23 protein-coding genes and 1 tRNA gene are annotated in these 25493 nt (G+C 52.1%); 18 read left to right on the forward strand and 6 right to left on the reverse strand.

Annotation, left to right across the window (positions count from 1 at the left end):
• The first annotated feature begins 405 nt into the window (after positions 1-405).
• The 3 genes from ACFX4O_RS21270 (at position 406) to ACFX4O_RS21280 (ending at position 4213) form a co-directional block, all read left to right on the forward strand.
• Positions 406-1173, forward strand: a complete 768-nt coding sequence (locus ACFX4O_RS21270) for a hypothetical protein (RefSeq protein WP_380211108.1) — start codon at positions 406-408, stop codon at positions 1171-1173.
• Between the two features lie 62 nt (positions 1174-1235).
• The gene (locus ACFX4O_RS21275; protein WP_380211109.1) at positions 1236-1757 is read left to right on the forward strand and encodes a CS1 type fimbrial major subunit; all 522 of its coding nucleotides are present in this window, start codon (positions 1236-1238) and stop codon (positions 1755-1757) included.
• Between the two features lie 26 nt (positions 1758-1783).
• Positions 1784-4213 (forward strand): TcfC E-set like domain-containing protein, encoded by a 2430-nt coding sequence (locus ACFX4O_RS21280; protein WP_380211111.1) that lies wholly within the window; start codon positions 1784-1786, stop codon positions 4211-4213.
• A gap of 116 nt (positions 4214-4329) precedes the next feature.
• Here the strand turns inward: ACFX4O_RS21280 and argG are convergent, their stop codons facing one another.
• Positions 4330-5676 (reverse strand): argininosuccinate synthase, encoded by a 1347-nt coding sequence (gene argG / locus ACFX4O_RS21285; protein ID WP_131407768.1) that lies wholly within the window; start codon positions 5674-5676, stop codon positions 4330-4332.
• A gap of 377 nt (positions 5677-6053) precedes the next feature.
• Between argG and ACFX4O_RS21290 the strand changes: the two genes are divergently transcribed.
• The 12 genes from ACFX4O_RS21290 (at position 6054) to mtr (ending at position 19789) form a co-directional block, all read left to right on the forward strand.
• Positions 6054-6130: transfer RNA gene (locus tag ACFX4O_RS21290), tRNA-Met, on the forward strand.
• A gap of 208 nt (positions 6131-6338) precedes the next feature.
• Positions 6339-6791, forward strand: coding sequence for a ribosome maturation factor RimP (rimP, locus tag ACFX4O_RS21295; RefSeq protein ID WP_380211113.1), 453 nt, complete (start codon positions 6339-6341; stop codon positions 6789-6791).
• A gap of 29 nt (positions 6792-6820) precedes the next feature.
• Positions 6821-8308: a transcription termination factor NusA gene (nusA, locus tag ACFX4O_RS21300; protein ID WP_131407766.1), complete on the forward strand. Its 1488-nt coding sequence runs from the start codon at positions 6821-6823 to the stop codon at positions 8306-8308.
• A 24-nt stretch (positions 8309-8332) separates the two neighbouring features.
• Positions 8333-11047 (forward strand): translation initiation factor IF-2, encoded by a 2715-nt coding sequence (infB, locus tag ACFX4O_RS21305; protein ID WP_131407764.1) that lies wholly within the window; start codon positions 8333-8335, stop codon positions 11045-11047.
• 131 nt (positions 11048-11178) lie between these two features.
• A complete protein-coding gene (gene rbfA / locus ACFX4O_RS21310) occupies positions 11179-11580 on the forward strand; it encodes a 30S ribosome-binding factor RbfA (RefSeq protein ID WP_039056815.1) in 402 nt (133 codons plus the stop codon).
• Complete coding sequence (gene truB / locus ACFX4O_RS21315; protein WP_131407762.1) at positions 11580-12527, forward strand: tRNA pseudouridine(55) synthase TruB; 948 nt, start codon at positions 11580-11582, stop codon at positions 12525-12527. The genes rbfA and truB overlap by 1 nt, the downstream gene beginning before the upstream one ends.
• Before the next feature lie 146 nt (positions 12528-12673).
• Positions 12674-12943 carry a 30S ribosomal protein S15 gene (gene rpsO, locus ACFX4O_RS21320; protein ID WP_017457357.1) on the forward strand — a complete coding sequence of 90 codons (270 nt, stop codon included), beginning with the start codon at positions 12674-12676 and terminating at the stop codon, positions 12941-12943.
• Between the two features lie 244 nt (positions 12944-13187).
• Complete coding sequence (gene pnp, locus ACFX4O_RS21325) at positions 13188-15323, forward strand: polyribonucleotide nucleotidyltransferase (RefSeq protein ID WP_065369453.1); 2136 nt, start codon at positions 13188-13190, stop codon at positions 15321-15323.
• Positions 15324-15431: 108 nt separating this feature from the next.
• Entirely contained in the window at positions 15432-16316 is an 885-nt protein-coding gene (gene nlpI, locus ACFX4O_RS21330) for a lipoprotein NlpI (RefSeq protein ID WP_020455412.1), read from the forward strand.
• A 107-nt stretch (positions 16317-16423) separates the two neighbouring features.
• On the forward strand, positions 16424-16504 hold the full coding sequence (gene yrbN / locus ACFX4O_RS21335) for a protein YrbN (protein ID WP_097400725.1): 81 nt from the start codon (positions 16424-16426) through the stop codon (positions 16502-16504).
• Entirely contained in the window at positions 16497-18404 is a 1908-nt protein-coding gene (locus ACFX4O_RS21340) for a DEAD/DEAH family ATP-dependent RNA helicase (protein ID WP_131407756.1), read from the forward strand. Before yrbN ends, ACFX4O_RS21340 begins: the two co-directional genes overlap by 8 nt.
• A 140-nt stretch (positions 18405-18544) precedes the next feature.
• The gene (gene mtr, locus ACFX4O_RS21345) at positions 18545-19789 is read left to right on the forward strand and encodes a tryptophan permease (protein WP_380211118.1); all 1245 of its coding nucleotides are present in this window, start codon (positions 18545-18547) and stop codon (positions 19787-19789) included.
• Between the two features lie 43 nt (positions 19790-19832).
• Here mtr and ACFX4O_RS21350 read toward each other — a convergent pair whose 3' ends face one another.
• The 3 genes from ACFX4O_RS21350 to ACFX4O_RS21360 form a co-directional block, all read right to left on the reverse strand.
• A complete protein-coding gene (locus tag ACFX4O_RS21350; protein WP_131407753.1) occupies positions 19833-20840 on the reverse strand; it encodes a luciferase-like monooxygenase in 1008 nt (335 codons plus the stop codon).
• Between the two features lie 140 nt (positions 20841-20980).
• Entirely contained in the window at positions 20981-21859 is an 879-nt protein-coding gene (locus ACFX4O_RS21355; RefSeq protein WP_131407751.1) for a U32 family peptidase, read from the reverse strand.
• A gap of 7 nt (positions 21860-21866) precedes the next feature.
• Positions 21867-22862, reverse strand: a complete 996-nt coding sequence (locus ACFX4O_RS21360; protein WP_020455407.1) for a peptidase U32 family protein — start codon at positions 22860-22862, stop codon at positions 21867-21869.
• 239 nt (positions 22863-23101) lie between these two features.
• Here ACFX4O_RS21360 and ACFX4O_RS21365 point away from each other — a divergent pair, with 239 nt between their 5' ends.
• Positions 23102-23626 (forward strand): SCP2 domain-containing protein, encoded by a 525-nt coding sequence (locus tag ACFX4O_RS21365; RefSeq protein ID WP_131407749.1) that lies wholly within the window; start codon positions 23102-23104, stop codon positions 23624-23626.
• A complete protein-coding gene (locus ACFX4O_RS21370; RefSeq protein ID WP_380211121.1) occupies positions 23620-24123 on the forward strand; it encodes a GNAT family N-acetyltransferase in 504 nt (167 codons plus the stop codon). The genes ACFX4O_RS21365 and ACFX4O_RS21370 overlap by 7 nt, the downstream gene beginning before the upstream one ends.
• Here the strand turns inward: ACFX4O_RS21370 and ACFX4O_RS21375 are convergent.
• A complete protein-coding gene (locus ACFX4O_RS21375; RefSeq protein ID WP_380211122.1) occupies positions 24110-24451 on the reverse strand; it encodes a GIY-YIG nuclease family protein in 342 nt (113 codons plus the stop codon). The genes ACFX4O_RS21370 and ACFX4O_RS21375 overlap by 14 nt on opposite strands.
• A 14-nt stretch (positions 24452-24465) precedes the next feature.
• On the opposite strand from ACFX4O_RS21375, the gene ACFX4O_RS21380 reads away from it, so the two are divergent.
• Positions 24466-24903, forward strand: coding sequence for a YhbP family protein (locus ACFX4O_RS21380; RefSeq protein WP_131407743.1), 438 nt, complete (start codon positions 24466-24468; stop codon positions 24901-24903).
• Here ACFX4O_RS21380 and ACFX4O_RS21385 read toward each other — a convergent pair.
• Positions 24889-25407: a type 1 glutamine amidotransferase gene (locus ACFX4O_RS21385; protein WP_200552335.1), complete on the reverse strand. Its 519-nt coding sequence runs from the start codon at positions 25405-25407 to the stop codon at positions 24889-24891. The two genes, ACFX4O_RS21380 and ACFX4O_RS21385, sit on opposite strands and share 15 nt — an antisense overlap.
• Positions 25408-25493 lie beyond the last annotated feature (86 nt).

Here is a 25493-nt window from a genome sequence, read left to right on the forward strand (position 1 = left end):
CCTCAAACCTCAAACCTCAAACCTCAAACCTCAAACCTCAAACCTCAAACCTCAAACCTCAAACCTCAAACCTCAAACCTCAAATCCTTTCTATGTATTCAGAAGGTAATTGCTTCACAACTTATTAATTCTACGATTAATATAAGAAAATCGTCCTGAGCAAGGCGCTATCCTGCTAGCCATTAACAATGGCTAGTTAAAGGGCAAGATAAAAACGCATTAATTTTATATTAATCTTTAAAATCATTGACATATGTCATTATCAAAAATTTATTTACTGGTCTGAGGAGTAAAATTGATCAAGATTCGGTTTTTAATTATTTATTAATCTTCATCTCTTCGGTTGCTTTAATTTCGAGGCGTGATTATCTTTGCCTCGTTTTTAGCGTTGTCTGGATACCGAATATGTATTGCGTATATTTATTAAAAAAGATTGCTCCATTTTCTCTGGCTCTTATTTTTGGGTTGAAAATGTCTGCAGCTTTTGCGCTTCCTGAAATTGGAATAGGAAGCATGTATGACATTATGTCACCTGAATCTCAGTCTATTAATAAGCGTATTTATAATACCGGGTCGTCAACGGCATTTGTCCGGGTGGATATGCTGGAAGTTAATATTCATAAAAGCGGGAAAGTTGTTGAGTCGCCAGTTAAAGAAGTTTCTGGTAATTCTTTGCAAAAAGAAAGACTCATTGTCACACCACTGCGTATGATTATTCCGCCATCCGGCTTTCAGTCGGCTAGATTTATGTGGCCGGGCGACCGAAATGTCGAAAAATATTACCGTGTACGATTTGTCCCAGTTCTTCCGCAAAAGGATGATGGTTTCGGGTTAAGTGGTAAAGAAGTTGCTGATTACCGTAAAAAGGCATTAACGGCCGGGCTGAATGTAATGGCGGGCTATGGCACGTTGGTTATTGTGCAGCCGTCGAAACCGATTTTTAATACTCAGGTTGAATCGTCACTCCCTGAGGTTATTCGGGTAACAAACAAAGGCAATGCCACGATTGTTCTCGAAGATATTCGCAGTTGCACTTCAGTTGGTACAGAGTGCAGCAGCGCTACGCGCCTTTTTCTACTACCGGGTAAAAGCAAAGCAGTAGAAAAAAGTAAAGGGCGTACTACCTATTTCACCCTTATCGAAGGGGAAAACCGAAAGAAACTACGTTTCTAGTATTACGCAGTAAGTTGTAAATAAGCAGCATGCTTTTTATATATCAAATTAAGGGACTTGCCATGTTATCTCATAAAATCGCGAAAGTTTGTTTAATCACTAGTGCTCTGTCTTTATCCGTGTTCGGTAGCACAGCAGCAATGGCTGTTAATCAGCAAAGCTATACTATTGATGTCTACGCTCATATTCCTAGTGATGACTTTCAAATTGAACCTGTAGAAAGTGGATGGATCCATCAAGCTCAGGAAATTGAATATGATCTTACTACCTCTAAACTGAAAAATTTTGAGAAACAATTTCAGTATAAAAATATTTCTGGCGGTATTCGTGCAACATTGACGAATACTGATTCTAATGGCGAGACTATTTTGTCTAACGGCTCAGACACTATTCCGCTTAAAGTGGAATTCAACGGCGTTGAATTAAGTGATACCGCGCAGACTGTAGTCGATGCGACTGCGGCAAAAGCGGGGGGACGTACGATGCTGCGTATTAGCCAGAAAGACACTCAGCCTCTCGCTGTGCAGGGTGATTTTACCGGACAGGTTGCCATGATTTTCGAAGAAGAAATTGTTACTCCTTAATTCTTTTCGCTTAATCATTTAAAAGCTTGTCACTGAATATTATGAAAATATCATTAATCTTTCTTGCTGCTGTTCCATTCATTGTTTCGGCAAATGATATGCAACTGGCTGCTAACATGAAAGGATTGCCAGAAGATTTTAAGCGGTATTTTTATAATTCTGAAGTTGTCGTTCAGGTATATCTGAACGACAACTACATTTTCGATGCCAGCGTGTCTCTTAAAGAGAATGGTGACATCAAACTTCTCCGCATCATTGAAGAACAACAGAACAGCGATCCAGAAACCAATACGGTTTGGTCGGATTTGCTCAGTAAAGGCGTTTCGGTGGGGAAATGTACCGTATCCTGCCCATCAGGGCTGATGCAGGTAGAATATTCGCTGGAGAACTCAGCGTTAAAACTTTATACCACCAACTACGAAACCAGCCAGGTTGCAGGTAATTATCTTGCCGTGCCTGAAGATACGCCCGCTGGGCTAATCATGAATAATGATGTCTCGTTTTCTGAGGCTGCAGCAATGCGTAGTTGGGGGATCAACTCCTCACTCACATCATCACTTGGTGGATGGAGCCAACTGGCTGCATTTCAGTCATCGGGTACAAGTGGTCGCTACCAATACAACAGCTCCAGTCTTTATCAACTCTTTACGCAAAAAGAGCTGCAGGGCAGTTTTATCCGGTTGGGACTATTCACTCCGGACAGCGATACCGGGAACGTGCAGGCTTCCGGGTTTGGCTACGACACGGTTGTTGGCGGTATGTGGGGAACTTCTGATGCGTTGCTTATGACTTCCGATAGCGTCAGCGCCTGGCCTGTTTACGTTACAGGGCGCAGCCAGTCAATTGCGGAAGTCTGGCGAAATGGACAAATGATCCGTACCCAGCAACTTCAGCCGGGAGTGCAGGCGCTGGATACTCGTCCGTTGCCTATTGGTATTTACGATATCACCATCAAAATCATTGAGAACGGCCAGGTTGTCGACACGCAGGAAGCGCAAATTTTCAAGTTGCAGGGGTGGAGCAATCCAAACCAACGCTGGCGTATGAATCTGTGGAGCGGGCAGCGCCGTACCCTGGCAACGGGTGATATGAATACGGCAGACGGTAACCCTTTCGCGATGGGTGGTGGCCTGGAGTTATTGGTTCATCCGCAGGCGACCGTGGCATTTACTGGCGCAGCCACAGCAAAAGATCGACATGTGCGAACGCGAGCCAATATTACGCTTTCGCAAAATGACCGATTGCTTGCGCAATATACTGTCGGCAATTCGGAGCACCAGGCTAACCAGGATACAGACATCCGTTATTACCGTAATTTGTACGCCGGTGGCACAGCCAGCTTTTTCTGGCGTTCAACCCTCACCGATGTTTACGGCCACCGGGTTCGTTCGCGTCAGAAGGGGGAGACATGGGGGGCGTCTTTATCATCAAGGTTGCCGTGGTCCTCATCGTTGATTCTGAACACACAATATATGGATACGGTGTGGCGTAAAGGTGTGGCCGCAGATGTCGCGTTATCAACGCAAACTCGCTTTTATGACCGTAGCATGAGTTTTCGGTTGGGCATGTACGATCGACCAGGATTCAACGATAAACGCCGCGATCGCGGAGTGTCATTCAGCGTGTCGATTGCGTTATCCCCTTCCAGTGATCACTCTGTTTCCTTGAGCACAGGTATGGAACAAGCGAAGAGCTATTCAAGCTTACAGTATCAGTGGGAGCCAACGGAAAAAGAGACCATCCGTAGTTTAGGTGGAGGGGTTTCCTGGAATGCGGCTGAAACCATGCTTAACGGTAACGGGGCGATAGATACACCATGGGTAAATGGTAATTTCTATGCGCAACGCGGGCTGCAGAGCAAAATCAATACTGCCGGTGCTAACCTGAGCCAGGCGTTGGTTATCGGCGGCGGTAAGGTCGCTTCGGTCAATGGTAATAATAGCGGTATGGAGTCTGCTGTGATTGTTGATGTGGATGCCGATGATAACGAGACCCGCATTTTGGCATCCGGCAGCATGAGTGAGACCAGCCTTAAACCGGGCCGGAATATTTTGCCCGCTGAACTGTGGAAAAAAAGCGACATTCAGTTTAGCGCGCGGGGCAGTGACAGTGTGCAGGTATTCCCTGAACGCCAAAGTGTCCAGATGAGCCGTGGTAGCGTGCAGTACGTGAATGTCAAAACGGTGAAGACGTTTACGCTGGTTGGCATGTTGCAAGATGAGCAGGGTAAGGCGGTTAAAAACCGTTACGTCAGAAGTGATGTTGGCGGAAGTATCGTAAATGCGGAAGGTGTTCTGACGCTGGACACGGGCGTTGCTAATCGCTTGCTTACCATACAGGCGGAAAACGGTTTACCCTCGCTACAGTGCGTACTTCCTTCCGGGCTGGATAAGAATAAAAAGGTGCAGTTTATCAGTGCCGTCCGCTGCCAGATTGCGAGCACAGTAGAGAAGTAATGTGTCTTAAGGCAGACTGAATTCTGGGGGCTCTTTCCGGTCGCGAGATATATAGCGTGTGTACGGCGGCGGTGGAATAAATCGTGCCTGCGTTGCAGGCACGAATACGAAAACGACTATTTTTTCTCGCCGTTTTCCAGATTCTCTACCTGCGGCAGGCCGTTGCCGGCAGAGGTTGAAAGCAGGCCAGTTTGCACGTAGTTGAACAGCTTCTCACGGGTATCAGTGATATCCAGATTACGCATTGTCAGCTGCCCGATACGGTCGTCCGGCGAGAACACCGACTCGCCTTTTTCCATTGTCAGACGCTCTGCTTTGTAGGTCAGATTGTCGGAAACGGTATTCAGAATCGAGTAATCATTACCGCGACGCAATTCCAGCGTGACTTCACCGGTGATGGCACTCGCCACCCAACGTTGCAGTGAATCACGTAGCATCAGCGCTTGCGGATCGAACCAGCGTCCCTGGTACAGCAAGCGGCCAAGCTGGCGACCATGTGCGTGATATTGCTCAATGGTGTCTTCGTTGTGGATACCCGTCAACAGACGTTCGTAAGCGATATGCAGCAGTGCCATCCCTGGGGCTTCGTAAATACCGCGGCTTTTCGCTTCGATAATACGGTTCTCAATCTGATCGCTCATCCCCAGACCGTGACGACCACCGATGCGATTGGCTTCCAGCATCAGTTCAACATCATCAGTGAAGGTTTTGCCGTTGAGCGCGACCGGATGACCACGCTCAAAACGTACGGTAACTTCTTCCGCCTGGACTTTTACATTCTCGTCCCAGAATTTAACCCCCATGATTGGGTTAACAATCTTCACGCTGGAATTGAGGAACTCTAAATCTTTTGCTTCGTGCGTTGCGCCCAGCATGTTGGAGTCAGTTGAGTAGGCTTTTTCTGCCGACATTTTGTAGTCGAAACCAGAGGCGACCATGAATTCGGACATTTCCTGACGACCACCCAGCTCATCAATAAAGTCGGTATCCAGCCATGGCTTATAGATTTGCAACTCAGCGTTAGTCAGCAGGCCGTAGCGATAGAAGCGCTCAATATCGTTGCCTTTATAAGTACTGCCATCGCCCCAAATATTCACACCGTCTTCTTTCATTGCCGCAACTAGCATCGTGCCAGTCACCGCACGACCCAGCGGCGTGGTGTTAAAATACGTCAGACCACCCGTCGTATTATGAAAAGCACCGCACTGGATGGCTGCAATGCCTTCGGCGACCAGCTGTTTACGGCAGTCGATTAGGCGAGCATTTTCCGCACCGTACTCCTTTGCGCGACGGGGAATTGCGTCATAGTCATCCTCGTCCGGTTGACCCAGGTTCGCTGTGTATGCATAAGGCACCGCGCCTTTTTGGCGCATCCACAGCAGTGCTGCGCTGGTGTCCAGTCCGCCGGAGAAAGCGATGCCGATACGTTGACCTGCGGGAAGATGCTTGAGAATCGTCGTCATAAAAAAATCCCTGCTTGATAGACCGATGGTGAGAGACTTAACAGCCACGCCATACTCTTTGTGCCATCCGACCAGAATAATTAGTGAATGGTTATGCAAAATAAGTGAGTTTTCATTTAATCATCTTTTGGCGATGACCGGAAGAGAAGAGTGTAATTTTCATTGCAATAGTGGCGAACCGTGCTGTTTACATGCTTAAAAATAATACGCAACAAAATTGCATACGTCAGAGGCACAGGACGCTAACTCGCTACAGTTGACAGAACGGTATGTTTATCAATATACTGCAGGCCGGTTTTACGTCCCGTCTTCGGTACCAAATCCCAGCATTATTTGCAAATTTGCACTCAAGCGAGTAGAATTTGCCACGTTTCAGGCGCGGGGTGGAGCAGCCTGGTAGCTCGTCGGGCTCATAACCCGAAGGTCGTCGGTTCAAATCCGGCCCCCGCAACCACTTTCCCTAAGTGTTTTTTTTCAAATATACTATGAAGACTTAACGCCTTCGCAGCCGGATTTGAAAAAAATACTCATGGAAGGTTCTCCAGGCCGCAGTTGCGGCTATAGGGTTCAGTTATTTAAAGCCCCGATTTATCGGGGTTTTTTGTTATCTGAGTACGAAATAACTGGGCTATACGCCCTTTTTTTATGTCTTGGGGGTGGACTTGTCCACATTAGAGCAAAAATTAACAGAGATGATTACGGCGCCGGTTGAAGCACTGGGCTACGAACTGGTCGGCATCGAATTTGTGCGCGGTCGCACATCTACACTGCGCATCTATATTGATAGTGAAGATGGCATCAATGTTGATGATTGCGCTGATGTCAGCCACCAGGTCAGTGCGGTACTGGATGTTGAAGATCCGATTACCGTGGCTTACAACCTGGAGGTTTCCTCACCAGGTCTTGAGCGTCCTTTGTTTGCGGCTGAGCACTATGCGCGCTTTAAGGGCGACGAAGTCTCGCTGGTTCTGCGTATGGCGGTTCAAAACCGTCGTAAATGGCAGGGCATCATTAAAAATGTCGATGGCGAGATGATCACCGTTACGGTCGAAGGTAAAGATGAAGTGTTCGCATTGAGCAATATTCAAAAAGCGAACCTGGTCCCCCACTTTTAACAGTCTGGATTTGAGGTGAAAGGCCCCCGATGAACAAAGAAATTTTGGCTGTTGTTGAAGCTGTTTCTAACGAAAAGTCGCTTCCGCGTGAAAAAATCTTTGAAGCGCTGGAAAGTGCTCTGGCTACAGCAACCAAGAAAAAATATGAACAAGAGATCGATGTTCGCGTAAGCATTGATCGTAAAAGCGGTGATTTCGACACGTTCCGTCGGTGGTTGATCGTGGAAGAAGTGACGCAGCCGACACGTGAAATCACCCTCGAAGCAGCGCGTTACGAAGATGAGAGCCTGAACCTCGACGACTACGTTGAAGATCAGATTGAATCCGTCACGTTTGACCGTATCACCACCCAGACCGCAAAACAGGTCATTGTACAAAAAGTACGTGAAGCTGAGCGCGCAATGGTGGTCGATCAGTTCCGCCAGCATGAAGGTGAAATCATCACCGGTGTGGTGAAGAAAGTGAACCGCGACAACATCACGCTGGATCTCGGCAACAACGCTGAAGCCGTTATCCTGCGCGAAGATATGCTGCCGCGTGAAAACTTCCGTCCGGGCGACCGCATCCGCGGTGTGCTGTACGCTGTACGCCCGGAAGCGCGCGGAGCGCAACTGTTCGTCACCCGTTCCAAACCGGAAATGCTGATTGAACTGTTCCGCATTGAAGTGCCGGAAATCGGCGAAGAAGTCATCGAGATTAAAGCCGCAGCCCGCGATCCGGGTTCCCGTGCAAAAATCGCCGTGAAGACTAACGACAAGCGTATCGATCCGGTCGGCGCCTGCGTGGGTATGCGCGGTGCACGTGTGCAAGCTGTCTCGACGGAACTCGGCGGTGAGCGTATTGATATTGTGCTGTGGGACGATAACCCGGCGCAGTTCGTTATCAACGCAATGGCTCCGGCTGATGTTGCTTCTATCGTGGTAGATGAAGATAAACACACCATGGATATCGCCGTTGAAGCAGGCAACTTGGCGCAGGCTATCGGCCGTAATGGTCAGAACGTGCGCCTCGCGTCTCAACTGAGCGGCTGGGAACTCAACGTCATGACCGTTGAGGATCTGCAGTCCAAGCATCAGGCTGAGGCTCATGCAGCGATTGATACCTTCACCCGTTACCTGGACATTGACGAAGATTTCGCCACCGTTCTGGTCGAAGAAGGTTTCTCTACGCTGGAAGAACTGGCCTATGTACCAATCAAAGAGCTGCTGGAAATCGATGGTCTGGATGAAGACACCGTCGAAGCCCTGCGTGATCGTGCGAAAAACGCGCTGACCACTCTGGCACTGGCGCAGGAAGAAAGTCTCGGTAATAAAGAACCGGCTGAAGACCTGCTTAACCTGGAAGGTCTGGATCGCGCACTGGCTTTCAAACTGGCTGCTCGTGGTGTTTGTACGCTGGAAGACCTCGCTGAACAAGGTGTGGATGACCTGAGCGATATCGAAGGGTTAACCGATGAGAAAGCAGGTGAGCTCATCATGGCCGCACGTAATATTTGCTGGTTTGGCGACGAAGCGTAATAAACTGTAGCAGGAAGGAACAGCATGACAGATGTAACCGTAAAAACGCTGGCCGCTGAGATTCAAACCTCTGTGGACCGCCTGGTACAGCAATTTGCTGACGCAGGGATCCGCAAGTCCGCTGAAGACTCAGTGACGGCACAAGAAAAGCAGACGCTGTTAGCGCATTTGAACCGTGAACACGGTTCTTCGCCTGACAAGCTGACGCTGCAGCGCAAAACGCGCAGTACATTAAATATTCAGGGCACCGGTGGGAAAAGTAAATCGGTGCAGATCGAAGTCCGTAAAAAACGCACCTTTGTAAAACGCGATCCACAAGAGGCTGAACGTCTCGCTGCGGAAGAAGAGGCGATGCGTGAAGCGGAAGAGAAGGCCCGTCGTGAAGCAGAGGAAGCCGCTGAGCGCGAAGCCGGGGAAAAAGCCAAACGTGATGCCGAAGCTCGTGCGAAACGTGAAGCTGATGAAAAGGCTAAACGCGGAAATGCTGAAAATGCAAAACGCGAAGCTGCGGAAAATAGCAAAGTGAGCAACCAACAATCTGACGAAATGACCAGGACAGCCCAGGCGGAAAAAGCCCGCCGTGAATCCGAAGCGCAAGAACTCAAGCGCAAAGCGGAAGAAGAGGCTCGTCGTAAACTGGAAGAAAATGCGCGTCGCGTAGCGGAAGAAGCTCGTCGTATGGCTGAACAAAATGAAGCGAACTGGACGGCTCCGGTAACTGAAGAAGAAGAGACTACTGGTGACTACCATGTAACCACTTCCCAGCATGCCCGCCAGGCGGAAGATGACAATGACCGTGAAGTTGAAGGTGGTCGTGGTCGTACTCGCACTGCTAAAGCGCCGCGTCCGAAGAAAGGTAACAAACACGCTGAAAGCAAAGCTGACCGTGAAGAAGCGCGTGCTGCGGTTCGTGGTGGTAAAGGCGGCCGCCAGCGCAAAGGTTCTGCTCTGCAGCAGGGCTTCCAGAAGCCAGCACAAGCGGTTAACCGTGACGTTGTGATCGGCGAAACCCTGACCGTTGGCGAACTGGCTAACAAGATGGCGGTTAAAGGCTCTCAGGTCATCAAAGCGATGATGAAACTGGGCGCGATGGCGACCATCAACCAGGTTATTGACCAGGAAACTGCGCAACTGGTTGCTGAAGAGATGGGCCATAAAGTTATCCTGCGTCGTGAAAACGAGCTGGAAGAAGCGGTAATGAGCGACCGTGATACAGGTGCTGCGGTAGAACCGCGCGCACCGGTTGTGACCATTATGGGTCACGTTGACCACGGTAAAACCTCTCTGCTGGACTACATTCGTTCAACGAAAGTGGCCTCTGGCGAAGCGGGCGGCATTACTCAGCACATTGGTGCTTACCACGTTGAAACTGACAATGGCATGATCACCTTCCTGGATACCCCTGGCCACGCCGCGTTTACCGCAATGCGTGCCCGTGGTGCTCAGGCGACGGATATCGTGGTTCTGGTTGTTGCTGCCGATGACGGTGTGATGCCGCAAACTATCGAAGCTATCCAGCACGCGAAAGCGGCGCAGGTGCCGGTAGTGGTTGCCGTGAACAAGATCGATAAGCCAGAAGCCGATCCGGATCGCGTTAAAAACGAACTTTCTCAGTACGGCATCATTCCGGAAGAGTGGGGCGGCGAAAGCCAGTTCGTTCACGTTTCCGCGAAAGCGGGTACCGGTATTGACGAGCTGCTGGATGCGATCCTGCTGCAGGCCGAAGTTCTGGAGCTGCATGCTGTACGTAAAGGTATGGCGAGCGGTGTAGTCATCGAATCCTTCCTGGATAAAGGTCGTGGTCCGGTGGCATCCGTGCTGGTGCGTGAAGGTACGCTGCATAAAGGCGATATCGTTCTGTGTGGCTTCGAATATGGCCGCGTGCGTGCGATGCGTGACGAACTGGGCCGTGAAGTGACAGAAGCTGGTCCGTCTATTCCGGTGGAAATCCTCGGTCTGTCCGGTGTTCCGGCGGCGGGTGATGAAGCGACTGTGGTACGTGACGAGAAGAAAGCGCGTGAAGTGGCTCTGTACCGTCAGGGCAAATTCCGCGAAGTTAAGCTGGCACGTCAGCAGAAATCCAAGCTGGAAAACATGTTTGCCAACATGACCGAAGGCGAAGTTCACGAAGTGAACATCGTTCTGAAGGCCGATGTTCAGGGTTCTGTCGAAGCCATCTCCGATTCTCTGCTGAAACTGTCTACCGACGAAGTGAAAGTGAAGATCATCGGTTCTGGCGTAGGTGGTATCACCGAAACCGATGCGACGCTGGCTGCTGCATCTAACGCGATTCTGGTTGGCTTCAACGTTCGTGCCGACGCTTCTGCGCGTCGCGTGATCGAAGCGGAAGGTTTGGATCTGCGCTACTACTCCGTCATCTATAACCTGATTGACGAAGTGAAAGCGGCAATGAGTGGTATGCTCTCTCCGGAACTGAAACAGCAGATCATCGGTCTGGCGGAAGTTCGCGATGTGTTCAAATCGCCGAAATTCGGTGCGATCGCGGGCTGTATGGTTACCGAAGGTGTGGTTAAACGTCACAACCCGATCCGCGTTCTGCGCGACAACGTGGTTATCTATGAAGGCGAACTGGAATCCCTGCGTCGCTTCAAAGATGACGTCAACGAAGTTCGTAACGGCATGGAATGTGGTATCGGCGTTAAGAACTACAATGATGTACGCACCGGCGATATGATCGAAGTGTTCGAGATCATTGAGATCCAACGTACTATCGAGTAATTCGCTTCGATTTCGGCTGGTAGCCAGCCGAAATCGACGGTGGATGAACATTGCTGGCCGGGTAAGCGAAGCGCCTCCCGGCAAGAAATATTAAAAGGGGCTACGGCCCCTTTTTAGTCTGGAGAATTATTATGGCGAAAGAATTTGGTCGCCCACAGCGCGTGTCTCAGGAACTGCAAAAAGAGATTGCGATTATCCTGCAGCGCGAAATTAAAGATCCGCGTCTGGGTATGATGACCACCGTTTCTGGTGTCGAAGTTTCCCGCGATCTGGCTTATGCCAAAGTGTTTGTCACCTTCCTTAACGATAAAGACGAAGCATCCGTAAAAGCGGGTATCAAAGCGTTGCAGGATGCCTCTGGTTTTATTCGTTCTCTGTTGGGTAAAGCGATGCGTTTGCGTATCGTGCCGGAACTGACGTTCTTCTACGACAACTCGTTGGTCGAAGGGATGCGCATGTCCAACCTGGTGACCAGCGTGGTGAAACACGATGACGAACGTCGTGTGAACCCGGACGACAGCAAGGAGGACTGATGAGTCGTCCTCGTCGTCGCGGTCGCGACGTGCATGGCGTTCTGCTGCTCGATAAACAGCAGGGCGCTTCCAGCAATGATGTGCTGCAAAAAGTTAAGCGTCTTTATAACGCCAACCGTGCCGGACACACCGGAGCGCTTGATCCGCTGGCGACCGGCATGCTGCCGATTTGCTTGGGGGAAGCGACGAAGTTTTCCCAATATTTGCTGGATTCAGACAAACGTTATCGGGTGATTGCCCGCCTTGGGCAGCGCACCGATACGTCCGATGCGGATGGGCAAGTCGTTGAAGAACGTCCGTTGACCTTCAGTGCCGAACAACTGGCCGTTGCGCTGGACAGTTTTCGCGGAGATACGCAGCAAGTCCCGTCGATGTACTCTGCCCTGAAATACCAAGGAAAGAAGCTCTATGAGTATGCGCGTCAGGGTATTGAGGTTCCGCGTGAAGCTCGCCCAATCACCGTTTACGAGCTGTTATTTATCCGCCATGAAGGCAATGAACTTGAGCTGGAAATTCACTGCTCAAAAGGGACTTACATCCGCACCATCATTGATGATTTGGGTGAGAAACTTGGCTGCGGTGCGCATGTTATCTATCTGCGTCGCCTGGCGGTGAGCAAGTACCCTGTAGAACGCATGGTGACGCTCGAACAGCTGCGTGAACGGGTTGAGCAGGCCGAGCAACAGGGAATCCCTGCGGCACAACTGCTGGATCCGCTATTGATGCCAATGGACAGCCCGGCGTCAGATTTTCCGGCGGTTAATATTCCGTCAGTGGTCGCGGCATACTTCAAAAACGGTCAGCCGGTTCGGGCATCCGCTGCGCCAAAAGCGGGGCTGGTGCGTGTGACTGAAGGTGATGACGCGACATTCATTGGCATGGGTGAAATGGACGACGAAGGACGTGTTGCGCCGCGTCGTCTGGTGGTCGAGTATCCTGCACAATGACGGGCTTACCTTGCGGGAAACCGTGACTACGAGTAGAATATTGCCGCTTAACGCCGGGCTATGTATTTAACATCACCCGGCGTTAATCCTGAGGCTGCTGAATTAGAGATCGGCGCCTTCTCATTTTTTTATCACTGGAGTTCAAAATGTCTCTAAGCGTTGAAGCTAAAGCAAAAATCGTTTCCGAGTTTGGTCGTGGTTCTAACGACAGCGGTTCTACCGAAGTTCAGGTTGCACTGCTGACTGCTCAGATTAACCACCTGCAGGGTCACTTTGCAGAGCACAAAAAAGATCACCACAGCCGTCGTGGTCTGCTGCGTATGGTTTCTCAGCGTCGTAAACTGCTCGACTATCTGAAACGTAAAGACGTTGCACGCTACACCGCGCTGATCGAGCGTCTGGGTCTGCGTCGCTAAGTCTGGCGAGTTTCAAGAAGGGGCCTACAAGGCCCCTTTTTTCAACCAGGCGGCAGCAATTGGCAGTAAACTAATGTATTGTTGCCAGGTATGATCTTCACTGCAGAGGTTCGCGCGGCTAATGAGAGGCTTTATCCGCAATGGGCGGGTTAGGGTTGTCATTAGTCGCGAGGATGCATGAAGATTCGGTTAAATTGTCGGCATGCCAACGGTGTGCTGACTTTCATTAAGAAAGGACAGAACTTTGCTGAATCCGATCGTTCGTAAATTCCAGTATGGTCAACATACCGTCACGCTGGAAACCGGCATGATGGCGCGTCAGGCGACTGCTGCCGTAATGGTAAGCATGGATGACACCGCAGTATTCGTGACCGTTGTTGGCCAGAAAAAAGCAAAACCAGGTCAGGACTTCTTCCCGCTGACTGTTAACTATCAAGAGCGTACTTACGCTGCAGGTAAAATCCCTGGCGGTTTCTTCCGTCGTGAAGGACGTCCGAGCGAAGGCGAAACGCTGATCGCGCGTCTGATTGACCGCCCGGTTCGCCCGCTGTTCCCGGAAGGCTTCGTGAACGAAGTGCAGGTTATCGCTACCGTCGTTTCCGTTAACCCACAGGTTAACCCGGATATCGTGGCCATGATCGGTGCTTCCGCTGCGCTGTCATTGTCTGGTATCCCGTTCAATGGCCCGATTGGCGCCGCGCGTGTTGGTTATATCAATGACCAGTACGTTCTGAACCCGACTCAGGAAGAGCTGAAAGCAAGTAAGCTGGACTTGGTGGTTGCCGGTACTGAAGCCGCCGTTCTGATGGTTGAATCCGAAGCGGAACTGCTGAGCGAAGATCAGATGCTGGGTGCCGTGGTGTTTGGCCACGACCAGCAGCAGATTGTTATCCAGAACATCAACGATCTGGTAAAAGAAGCCGGCAAACCGCGTTGGGACTGGCAGCCGGAAGCGGTAAACGAAGCGCTGAACGCGCGCGTTGCTGCGCTGGCAGAATCACGTTTGAGCGATGCTTATCGCATCACTGACAAACAAGAGCGTTATGCTCAGGTTGACGTGATCAAATCAGAAACCATCGCCGCGCTGGTTGCAGAAGATGAAACCCTGGATGCTAACGAGTTGGGCGAAATCCTGCACGCTATCGAGAAAAACGTTGTTCGTAGCCGCGTACTGGCTGGCGAACCGCGTATCGATGGCCGCGAAAAAGATATGATCCGTGGTCTGGACGTTCGTACCGGTGTTCTGCCGCGCACCCACGGTTCCGCACTGTTTACTCGTGGCGAAACGCAGGCGCTGGTTACTGCAACGCTGGGTACCGCACGTGACGCGCAGATCATCGACGAGTTGATGGGCGAACGCACTGACTCTTTCCTGTTCCATTACAACTTCCCTCCGTACTCCGTTGGGGAAACCGGGATGGTTGGTTCGCCGAAACGTCGTGAAATTGGTCACGGCCGTCTGGCAAAACGCGGCGTGCTGGCAGTAATGCCGGATGCAGATAAATTCCCGTACACCGTACGCGTAGTTTCTGAAATCACCGAATCTAACGGTTCTTCTTCTATGGCTTCCGTTTGTGGTGCATCTCTGGCACTGATGGACGCAGGCGTACCGGTGAAAGCCGCTGTTGCGGGTATCGCAATGGGTCTGGTGAAAGAAGGCGACAACTTTGTTGTTCTTTCTGACATCCTGGGCGATGAAGACCACCTGGGTGATATGGACTTCAAAGTTGCGGGCTCCCGCGACGGTATCTCTGCACTGCAGATGGATATCAAAATTGAAGGTATCACCAAAGAAATCATGCAGGTTGCGCTGAACCAGGCGAAAGGTGCTCGTCTGCATATTCTGGGTGTAATGGAGCAGGCGATTAACGCGCCGCGTGGTGATATCTCTGAATTTGCGCCGCGTATCCATACCATCAAAATTAATCCAGATAAGATCAAAGACGTGATCGGTAAAGGCGGTTCCGTCATTCGTGCGCTGACCGAAGAAACCGGCACCACCATCGAAATCGAAGATGATGGTACCGTGAAAATCGCAGCAACTGACGGTGACAAAGCAAAACATGCCATTCGCCGTATTGAAGAGATTACTGCTGAGATCGAAGTGGGCCGTGTTTATAGCGGTAAAGTGACCCGTATCGTTGACTTTGGCGCGTTTGTTGCCATCGGTGGCGGTAAAGAAGGTCTGGTACATATTTCTCAGATTGCGGACAAACGCGTCGAGAAAGTGACCGATTATCTGCAGATGGGCCAGGAAGTACCGGTCAAAGTTCTGGAAGTTGACCGTCAGGGTCGTATCCGTCTGAGCATTAAAGAAGCGACTGAGCAGACTCAGCCTGCTGAAGCGTCGGAAGCGCCGCAAGCAGAGCAGGGCGAGTAAGGTTGCCTTTGCCCTTCGCGAAAGCGGAGGGCTTATTAGCAGGCAGGACGCCATGTTTGCAGCCGGGGGACAGGACGTTCATCCAATTGTTGTCTTCGGGAGTGGGAAATGAAGCCTTTTTTGCGCTGGTGTTTCGTTGCGACAGCTTTAACGCTGGCAGGATGCAGCAACTCTGCCTGGCGTAAGAGCGAAGTCCTCGCGGTGCCATTGCAACCGACTTTGCAGCAAGAAGTGATTCTGGCGCGCATGGAACAAATTCTTGCCAGTCGGGCTTTAACCGATGACGAACGCGCACAGCTTTTATATGAGCGCGGAGTGTTGTATGATAGCCTCGGTTTGAGAGCTTTAGCGCGAAATGATTTTTCACAAGCGCTGGCAATTCGACCCGATATGCCGGAAGTATTCAATTACTTAGGCATTTATTTAACGCAGGCAGGCAATTTTGATGCTGCCTATGAAGCGTTTGATTCTGTACTTGAGCTTGATCCAACTTACAACTACGCGCACTTGAATCGCGGGATCGCACTGCATTACGGCGGTCGCGACAAGTTAGCGCAAGATGATCTGCTGGCGTTTTATCAAGACGATCCTAATGATCCTTTCCGGAGTCTGTGGCTTTACATCGTTGAGCGGAAGCTTAATGAGAAGCAGGCTAAAGAAGCACTGAAACAGCGCTTCGAAAAATCGGACAAGGAACAGTGGGGATGGAACATTGTCGAGTTCTACCTCGGCGACATTAGCGAAGCAACGTTAATGGATCGCCTGAAGGCAGACGCAACGGATAACACCTCGCTCGCTGAGCATCTCAGTGAAACCAACTTCTATTTAGGTAAGTATTACCTAAGTCTGGGGGATAAGGACAGCGCCACGGCACTGTTCAAACTAGCGGTTGCCAACAACGTTCATAATTTTGTTGAGCACCGTTACGCATTGTTGGAATTAGCGCTCTTGGGCCAGGAGCATGACGACCTGGCAGAATCGGACCAGCAATAGCTGACGAACATATCAGCCCGTAATCTTTTTTTGATTGCCATCACCTTCGCGGGTGAGGGCTTCATTGTTCGTTAATCAACCTACTTTGAGCCGGTTCACACTTTTCAATGAAAATTGCTAATTTTTTTCACGATGAGTTATGTAGACTGGCCGCCAATGACATAGAGGCACTTGTACTACATGGCTGAATTCGAAACCACTTTTGCAGATCTGGGCCTGAAGGCTCCCATCCTTGAAGCCCTTAACGATCTCGGTTACGAAAAACCATCTCCGATCCAGGCTGAGTGCATTCCGCACCTGCTGAACGGTCGTGACGTGCTGGGTATGGCCCAGACTGGTAGCGGTAAAACTGCAGCATTCTCTTTACCGCTGCTTCATAACATCGATGCGGATCTGCGTGCGCCGCAGATCCTTGTGCTCGCTCCGACCCGCGAACTGGCGGTTCAGGTAGCTGAAGCAATGACTGATTTCTCCAAACATATGCACGGCGTGAACGTAGTCGCTCTTTACGGCGGTCAACGTTATGACGTGCAGTTGCGCGCGCTGCGCCAGGGGCCGCAGATCGTCGTCGGTACGCCGGGCCGTCTGCTGGATCACCTGAAACGCGGCACACTGGATCTCTCTAAACTGAGCGGTCTGGTGCTGGATGAAGCTGACGAAATGCTGCGCATGGGCTTTATCGAAGACGTAGAAACCATCATGGCGCAGATCCCGGAAGGTCATCAGACCGCTCTGTTCTCTGCAACCATGCCGGAAGCGATTCGTCGTATTACCCGCCGCTTTATGAAAGAGCCGCAGGAAGTGCGTATTCAGTCCAGCGTGACGACTCGTCCGGACATCAGCCAGAGCTACTGGACTGCATACGGCATGCGTAAAAACGAAGCACTGGTTCGCTTCCTGGAAGCGGAAGATTTTGATGCGGCGATCATTTTCGTTCGTACCAAAAACGCAACGCTGGAAGTGGCTGAAGCGCTGGAACGCAGTGGCTATAACAGCGCCGCGCTGAACGGTGACATGAACCAGGCACTGCGTGAACAAACACTGGAGCGTCTGAAAGACGGTCGTCTGGATATCCTGATCGCAACAGACGTTGCGGCACGTGGTCTGGACGTTGAGCGTATCAGCCTGGTCGTTAACTACGATATCCCGATGGATTCCGAATCCTACGTTCACCGCATCGGTCGTACCGGTCGTGCGGGTCGTGCGGGCCGTGCGCTGCTGTTCGTTGAGAACCGCGAGCGTCGTCTGCTGCGCAATATCGAACGTACGATGAAACTGACCATTCCGGAAGTAGAACTGCCGAACGCAGAGCTGCTGGGCAAACGCCGTCTGGAAAAATTCGCCGCTAAAGTTCAGCAGCAGCTGGAAAGCAGCGATCTGGATCAGTACCGCGCGTTGCTGGCAAAAATCCAGCCTTCTGCTGAAGAAGAGATGGATATTGAAACGCTGGCCGCTGCACTGCTGAAAATGGCGCAGGGCGAACGTCCGCTGATCCTGCCGCCGGATGCGCCGATGCGTCCTAAGCGTGAATTCCGCGATCGTGATGAGCGTTTTGAACGCCGTGCCGATCGTAATGATCGTGCCCCGCGTGGTGATCGTCCGGAACGCAGTGGTGAAGATCGTCCGCGTCGCGAACGTCGTGATGTTGGCGAAATGGAACTGTACCGCATTGAAGTGGGCCGTGATGATGGCGTTGAAGTCCGTCATATCGTTGGCGCTATCGCTAACGAAGGTGACATCAGCAGCCGTTATATCGGTAACATCAAGCTGTTCGGTACTCACTCCACCATTGAGCTGCCGAAAGGTATGCCTGGAGAAGTTCTGCAGCACTTCACTCGCACCCGTATTCTCAACAAACCGATGAATATGCAGTTGATGGGTGATGCCCTGCCGCGTGAGCGTAGCGAACGTCGCGGTGGCGGCGAACGTCGTGGCGGTGGTTTCGGTGGTGAGCGCCGTGAAGGTGGTCGTGGTGAAGGTCGCCGTTTAAGCGGTGAGCGTCAGGAAGGTCGTAGTTTCGGTGGCGAACGTCGTGCACCGCGCCGCGATCGTGACGACAGCGCTCCGCGTCGCCGTAACGACGCATAAGCTGCTTTACACTCTGTAAAGAAATAGATACAGCCCCGATCGAAAAGATTGGGGCTTTTTTTATCCGAAATGTACTCCTGTACTGGTACAATGCAGCGGCCTGAACTACGGGCATTGTTCATCACAGGAGAATCATTCAGATGTCGACACTGACAACCACACAAACTTCCCCTTCGCTGTTCGGCGGGGTGGTGATTATTGGCGGCACAATCATTGGCGCAGGGATGTTTTCTCTGCCGGTGGTGATGTCCGGCGCGTGGTTCTTCTGGTCATTGCTGGCGCTCGTCTTTACCTGGTTTTGCATGTTGCACTCCGGGCTGATGATTCTTGAAGCCAACCTTAATTACCGTAGCGGCGCGAGCTTCGATACCATCACTAAAGATCTGTTGGGTAAAGGCTGGAACCTGGTTAACGGTATCTCAATTGCCTTCGTGCTCTATATCCTGACTTACGCCTACATTTCGGCAAGCGGCTCTATTTTGCACCACACCTTTGCCGAAATGTCGCTGAATGTCCCGCCGCGCCTGGCCGGGTTTGCCTTTGCGCTGCTGGTAGCGTTTATCGTCTGGCTCTCGACGCACGCTGTCAGCCGGATGACGGCGATTGTGTTGGGGGCGAAGGTCATTACCTTCTTCCTCACCTTTGGCAGCCTGCTGGGGCATGTAGAGCCAGCTACCTTATTTAATGTCGCGCAGAGCGATGTTTCGTACACGCCTTATCTGTTGATGACGCTGCCGTTCTGTCTGGCCTCGTTTGGCTACCACGGCAATGTGCCGAGCCTGATGAAATACTATGGCAAAGATCCGCGCACCATTATTCGTTGCCTGGTCTACGGCACGTTGCTGGCGCTGGGGCTGTATGTTATTTGGTTGCTGGTTACGATGGGCAACATCTCTCGTCCCGCATTTATTGAAATCGCGGCAAAAGGCGGGAATATCGATGTGCTGGTGCAGGCGCTGAGCGGCGTGCTGAATAGCCGCAGCCTGGATCTACTGCTGGTTGTCTTCTCAAACTTTGCCGTCGCCAGCTCCTTCCTCGGGGTGACGCTGGGACTGTTTGATTACCTGGCGGACCTGTTCAAATTTGATGATTCCCCGTTGGGACGTTTTAAAACCGCACTGTTGACCTTTTTGCCGCCGATTGTCGGTGGCTTACTGTGGCCGAACGGTTTTCTGTATGCGATTGGTTATGCAGGCTTAGCGGCAACGGTATGGGCGGCGATTGTTCCGGCATTGCTGGCAAACGCGTCGCGTAAGCGCTTTGGCAGCCCGACGTTTCGCGTTTGGGGTGGCAAGCCGATGATCGTCTTGATCCTGCTGTTTGGCATCGGCAATGCAGTGGTACATCTGCTTTCCAGCTTCAATTTGCTACCTGTCTATCAGTAGCCATTTCCTCTCCTCTCCCTTGTGGGAGAGGAGGATATCGGTGCTAACCGAGCAGTTCCTCTTTCACCTGCATCGCCAGCTCAAAGGAGTAAAGCCGCGCCTGGTGATCAAAAATTTGCCCGTTAACCATAATTTCGTCGGCATCCGTTTCCCGCAGAATCGACTCCAGCCCGTGGCGTACTTTCGCTTTATCGCCCACCAGCGACATACTCAGCGCCTGCTGCACGCCATATTGTTCCGACGGTGACCAGAACTGATCCATGTTTGGGATCGGCGGCGGTAGTTGCGCGCTTTCGCCGCGGCGCAGTTTCACAAACGCCTGCTGCATAGAAGTAAACAGAAATTCCGCATCGCGGTTGCTGTCGGCAGCGACAATGTTGATGCACACCATCGCATACGGTTTTTCCAGCCGCGCAGAAGCCTTAAAGTTGGCGCGATAAAGATGCAAAGCCTGGAACAACATATCCGGCGCGAAATGCGAAGCAAAGGCAAACGGTAAGCCCAGTTGTGCGGCCAATTGCGCACTATACAGGCTCGAACCCAGCAGCCAGACGGGAATTTTTTCCCCATAGCCTGGCACAGGTCGTACGTGCGGGTTGGGATCGCGGGCGTCAAACCAGTCCACCAGCTCTGCGACATCACGCGGGAAATTATCGATATCACCACTCATATGACGGCGCAATGCCATCATGGTGCGCTGGTCGCTGCCGGGAGCGCGACCAAGGCCGAGATCGATGCGCCCAGGGTAAAGCGTATTCAGCGTACCGAACTGCTCGGCAATCACCAACGGCGAGTGGTTTGGCAGCATCACACCGCCGGAACCCAGATGCAGGGTTTGCGTATTCGCCGCCAGATAGCCAATCAGCACCGACGTCGCCGCGCTGGCGATACCGGTCATATTGTGGTGTTCGGCCAGCCAGTAGCGATGATAACCGCGCTGTTCGGCCAGCTTCGCCAGATCCAGCGAATGGGTAAACGCCTCGCGAGCGCTGGAGTTTTGTGGGATCGGCGCGAGATCGAGCACCGAAAAAGGGATCGTTTTGTCAGACATACACACTCACTTTGCTACAGCATGGTCATCAGATTGAAGGTCTTCTTCCAGCCTGGCGCAATGTGCCGCGCCCGGCCAGAAAAGCTGCAACTTTCATACTGCATTAACTTGTGACAATGCTTGTTAACAAAGTGAGCTTTTTACTGTTGAAGCACCAGCCCTGGCAGCCTGCGCCAGTAGCCGTTGCAGTCACTGTTGGTGGCCAGCGGTAACGGAGTATCACCGGTTTCATTAGCCTGAAACGCCTCGAGCATGGCAAATGTCTCGTTACCCATCGGCGACAGGCGCACAATATCCACAAGGCCATCCATTGAAGCCAGCTCATTGCCGAGGTTGTAGACATAGCCACTCATCGTCTGAATGCCGTTGAGCACAAAGACTTGCTGGTTCTCTTGCGAAAGAATGCTGCGCCCGTTTGGATATTTAATGCAGCAGGTTTCACACTCATCTTTGGGGCGGTCTTCGGAGCGGGCGGTAAAGCAGCGCGCAGAGTAAGCCAGCGGCAGATGACCGTAACTCAACACTTCCACTTCAAACTGCTGGCGAATACCCAGGGAATCACACTGATCGAGTAAGTTTTTCAGCCAGTCGCGCGAAAGCTCAACCGGCATGCACCAGCGCACCATGCCTTGCTTGAGCAGTAAACGCAGCGTCACCGCGTTGTAGCAGTTGAGCGCATGCCCGGCGACAAACGGCAGCTTGCGCTCGGCGCACATATTCACCACGCCCAGATCGCTGGCTTCGAGTAGAAACTCGCCGTTATCAACATAACGCTTCAGTTCGTTCAGCTCGGAGGATGCCTGCACCAGCGCTAACGTGGAAAGTACAACCTGCTTGCCGCTACCCGCCAACGCTTTTGCCATATCCAGCCAGTCGCCCACTTTAGTGGCGCGGCGCTTGCTGCAGACGGCTTCGCCAAGATAAATCACATCGGCACGGCTGGTGGCCGCCTGGCGGTAAAAATCTTCCAGCGTCTCTTTTGGCCAGTAGTAAAGCACCGGCCCTAATGAATATTTCATGGTTTTCCTACTGCCATTTGCGGTGATACGCGCCGAGGGTGGTTTGGGTGCCTTCCGACATCGAACCCAGCGTTTCCATCCAGGCGGATTGCGGTACAAAGTCTTGCGGCGAAGCCATGCAACGGTCGATTGCCTGACGCCAAACTTTTGCTACCTGACTGACATACGCCGGGCTGCGCTGACGCCCCTCAATTTTTACCGAGGCAATATTGGCGGCCAGCAACTCGGGCAGCAGCTCCAGCGTGTTGAGGCTGGTGGGTTCTTCCAGCGCGTGATAGCGCTCGCCATCCACCAGATAGCGGCCTTTGCATAAGGTCGGGTAACCGGCGTTTTCGCCATCCTGATAGCGATCAATCAGCACTTCGTTAAGGCGGGATTCCAGCCCCTGCGGCGTTTGCTGCCAGCGCACAAAACGCGCCGGAGAACAGGCACCCACGGTATTGGGCGATTCGCCAGTCAGGTACGAAGAGAGATAGCAGCGCCCTTCCGCCATAATGCACAGGCTGCCGAAAGCGAACACTTCCAGCGGCACCGGCGTGACGCGCGCCAGCTGTTTGACCTGGTGAATCGATAACACGCGCGGCAGTACCACGCGTGCCACATCAAAGTGGCGATGGTAAAAACGGATGGCCTCTTCGTTGGTCGCGGAAGCCTGAACGGAGACGTGGCGCTCAATATGCGGATAGCGCTCAGCCGCATATTCGAGCATCGCTAAATCTGCCAGGATCAGCGCGTCAGCACCAATCTGCGCTGCCATATCGACGGCGCGCTCCCAGCGTTGATAACCATCAGGATGCGCAAACGTATTAATGGCAATATGCAGCTTACGGCGGTGTTGGTGAACAAAGCTGACCGCTTCCTGAAGCTTCTTCTCGGTAAAATTGAGACCAGCGAAATGGCGGGCGTTGGTATCATCTTTCAGACCGATGTACACAGCGTCGGCACCGTTTTCGATGGCCGCCTTCAGCGCCGGAAGGTTTCCGGCAGGGCAGAGCAACTCCATAGTGTATCCTGCAATCAGGGGCGCAATGGCCCGGATGTACCCCGTGGGGTCGCTAAGTTGTTAATGAACTGGGATTTTAGTTAACCTGTCAGCGACAATTTTTGATTTGAGGCAGTTAAATGCGTATTGATGCCGCCAATAATCCCCCGCTGTTTATTCGTAATTGTTGATTTGTGCCGCTATGCCATTTGGCGATTGTGGCAAAATAGCAGTCATTATCATTTCAGGGAGTAAAGCTCGTGTTGGATAAATTGCGCTCACGTCTTGTTCACGTTGGCCCGTCGTTACTGAGCGTGCCGGTTAAACTGACGCCTTTCGCCATCAAACGTCAGGTGTTGGAGCAGGTGCTGCGTTGGCAATTCCAACAGGCGCTGGCGGACGGAGAGCTTGAGTTTCTCGAAGGCCGCTGGTTAAGTATCCAGGTTCGGGATATTGGCCTGACGTGGTATACCTCTGTTGAAGATGGGCAGATGATTGTGCGTGAATCTGCCGATGCGGACGTCAGCTTCAGCGCGGATGCCAGCGATTTGCTGATGATTGCTGCGCGTAAGCAAGATCCCGATACCCTGTTTTTCCAGCGCCGTCTGGTGATTGAAGGCGACACGGAACTTGGGCTGTATGTGAAAAACCTGATGGACGCCATTGAGCTGGAGCAGATGCCAAAACCCCTGCGGGTGATGCTGCTACAGCTGGCGGAATTTGTTGAGGCTGGCCTGCAAGCGCCGCCTGCAACGACACAACCTTCTGTAGGTGAGCCATGCTGATTAGAGTTGAAATTCCCATTGATGCTCCTGGTATCGACGCGCTGCTGCGCCGTAGTTTTGGCGGCGAAGCGGAAGCGTCGCTGGTGCATGATCTGCGCGAAGACGGGCTGATCACGCTGGGATTTGTTGCGACTGATGATGAAGGCCAGGTCATTGGCTACGTGGCGTTTAGCCCGGTCTCGGTCGCAGGTGAAGAGCTGCAATGGGTCGGGCTTGCGCCGCTGGCCGTTGATGAGCAGTATCGCGGGCAGGGTATTGCGCGTCAGCTTGTGTATGAAGGGCTGGACTCACTCAACGAGTTTGGCTATGCGGCGGTTGTGACCTTAGGTGATCCTGCGTTTTATAGCCGTCTCGGGTTTGAGAAGGCGGCGCAGTATGATTTGCACTGTCGCTGGCCAGAAAGCCATGAGGCGTTTTTAGTCCACCGCCTGGCGGATGACGCGTTCAATGGCGTCAGTGGCCTCGTCGAATACAGCGATCATTTCAATCGCTTTTAACCGTCACAGATAACAGGCTTTCCCGCAGCGCCTCAAACGAACCATCCCCGGCGACGAGGCGCTCTTTCTGGCTCTTGGTTAACTGCTTAATGCGGTACTCCAGCCGCAGCGCCAGCGATCTTTCCCCCACCTCGGCTGAAAAAGCCAACGCCAGTGCGCCTTTTCCACGTAGCGCTTTTGCGCCTTTTCCGGATTGATGCTGGATAAAACGCCGTGCGACATCGGTGGTAATTCCGGTGTAGAGCATGTTGTCAGCGGTACGAATAAGATAAAGAAACCAGGGCGTCATGACGATGTTCAGTATGTTAATGTGAAAGAAAAATACCATGGGGAAGGGAAAAAATGGAGACTCTTGCAGCCATTAATCGCTGGCTGGCGAAGCAACATGTCGTGACCTGGTGCGTGGCGAATAGGGGAGAGTTATGGTGTGCGAACGCGTTCTATTTTTATGACCCGCACGCGGTCGCGTTTTATATCCTGAGCGAAGATCAAACCCGCCATGCACAGATGACGGGCTTGAAAGCGCAGGTCGCGGGCACGGTAAATGGTCAGCCAAAAACCGTGGCGTTGATTCGCGGCGTGCAGTTCACCGGTGAGATCCGCCGCCTTGACGGCGAGGAGAGCGCGACGTTGCGTGCGCACTACAATCGTCGCTTTCCGGTCGCCCGCATGTTATCCGCCCCGATGTGGGAAATTCGCCTTCATGAATTGAAGTTCACCGACAACACGCTGGGCTTTGGTAAAAAACTGCACTGGATCCGTGATTCAGGCACCCAGTAAACGCAACGCTTCGCGATTAAACGCCGGCAAATCATCGGGAGTACGGCTGGTAACCAACTGATCTTTATCGACAACCACTTCCTGATCGTAGAACTCACCTCCGGCGTTTTTCACATCCACCACAATCGGCTTCACCGCCGTGAGTTTGCGTCCGCGTATCGCATCGGCGCTGATCAGCAACTGCGGGCCGTGGCAAATGGCGAATACCGGTTTCCCGGCGCTGATGAAATCACGCGTGAAGGTCACAAAACGATCGTCGCCGCGTAGATAGTCAGGCGAGTGGCCTCCCGGTAGCAGCAGCGCGTCGAAGTCTGCCGGACGCACTTCATCAATGGCTTTATCAATCACCACTTCCGCTTCGCCCTTTTTGCCGTGAATGGTTTTCCCGGCCTGTTTCTCAATTGTGATCACTTCATGGCCGGCTTTGCGAAATTCATGCGCCGGAGAGGTGAATTCTGAATCTTCAAACTCGTCGGTGATCAAGACAGCAATTTTCTTGCTCATACTTCCTCCGTTGTTTTGGCTTCAGAAAGGGAGTTATGCATACTGATAACTCACCAGAACACTAAGCCTGGTCCAGCAGGCCGACA

The organism is Kosakonia sp. YIM B13571 (assembly GCF_042788095.1).
GTDB classification, from domain to species: Bacteria; Pseudomonadota; Gammaproteobacteria; order Enterobacterales; family Enterobacteriaceae; genus Kosakonia; species Kosakonia quasisacchari.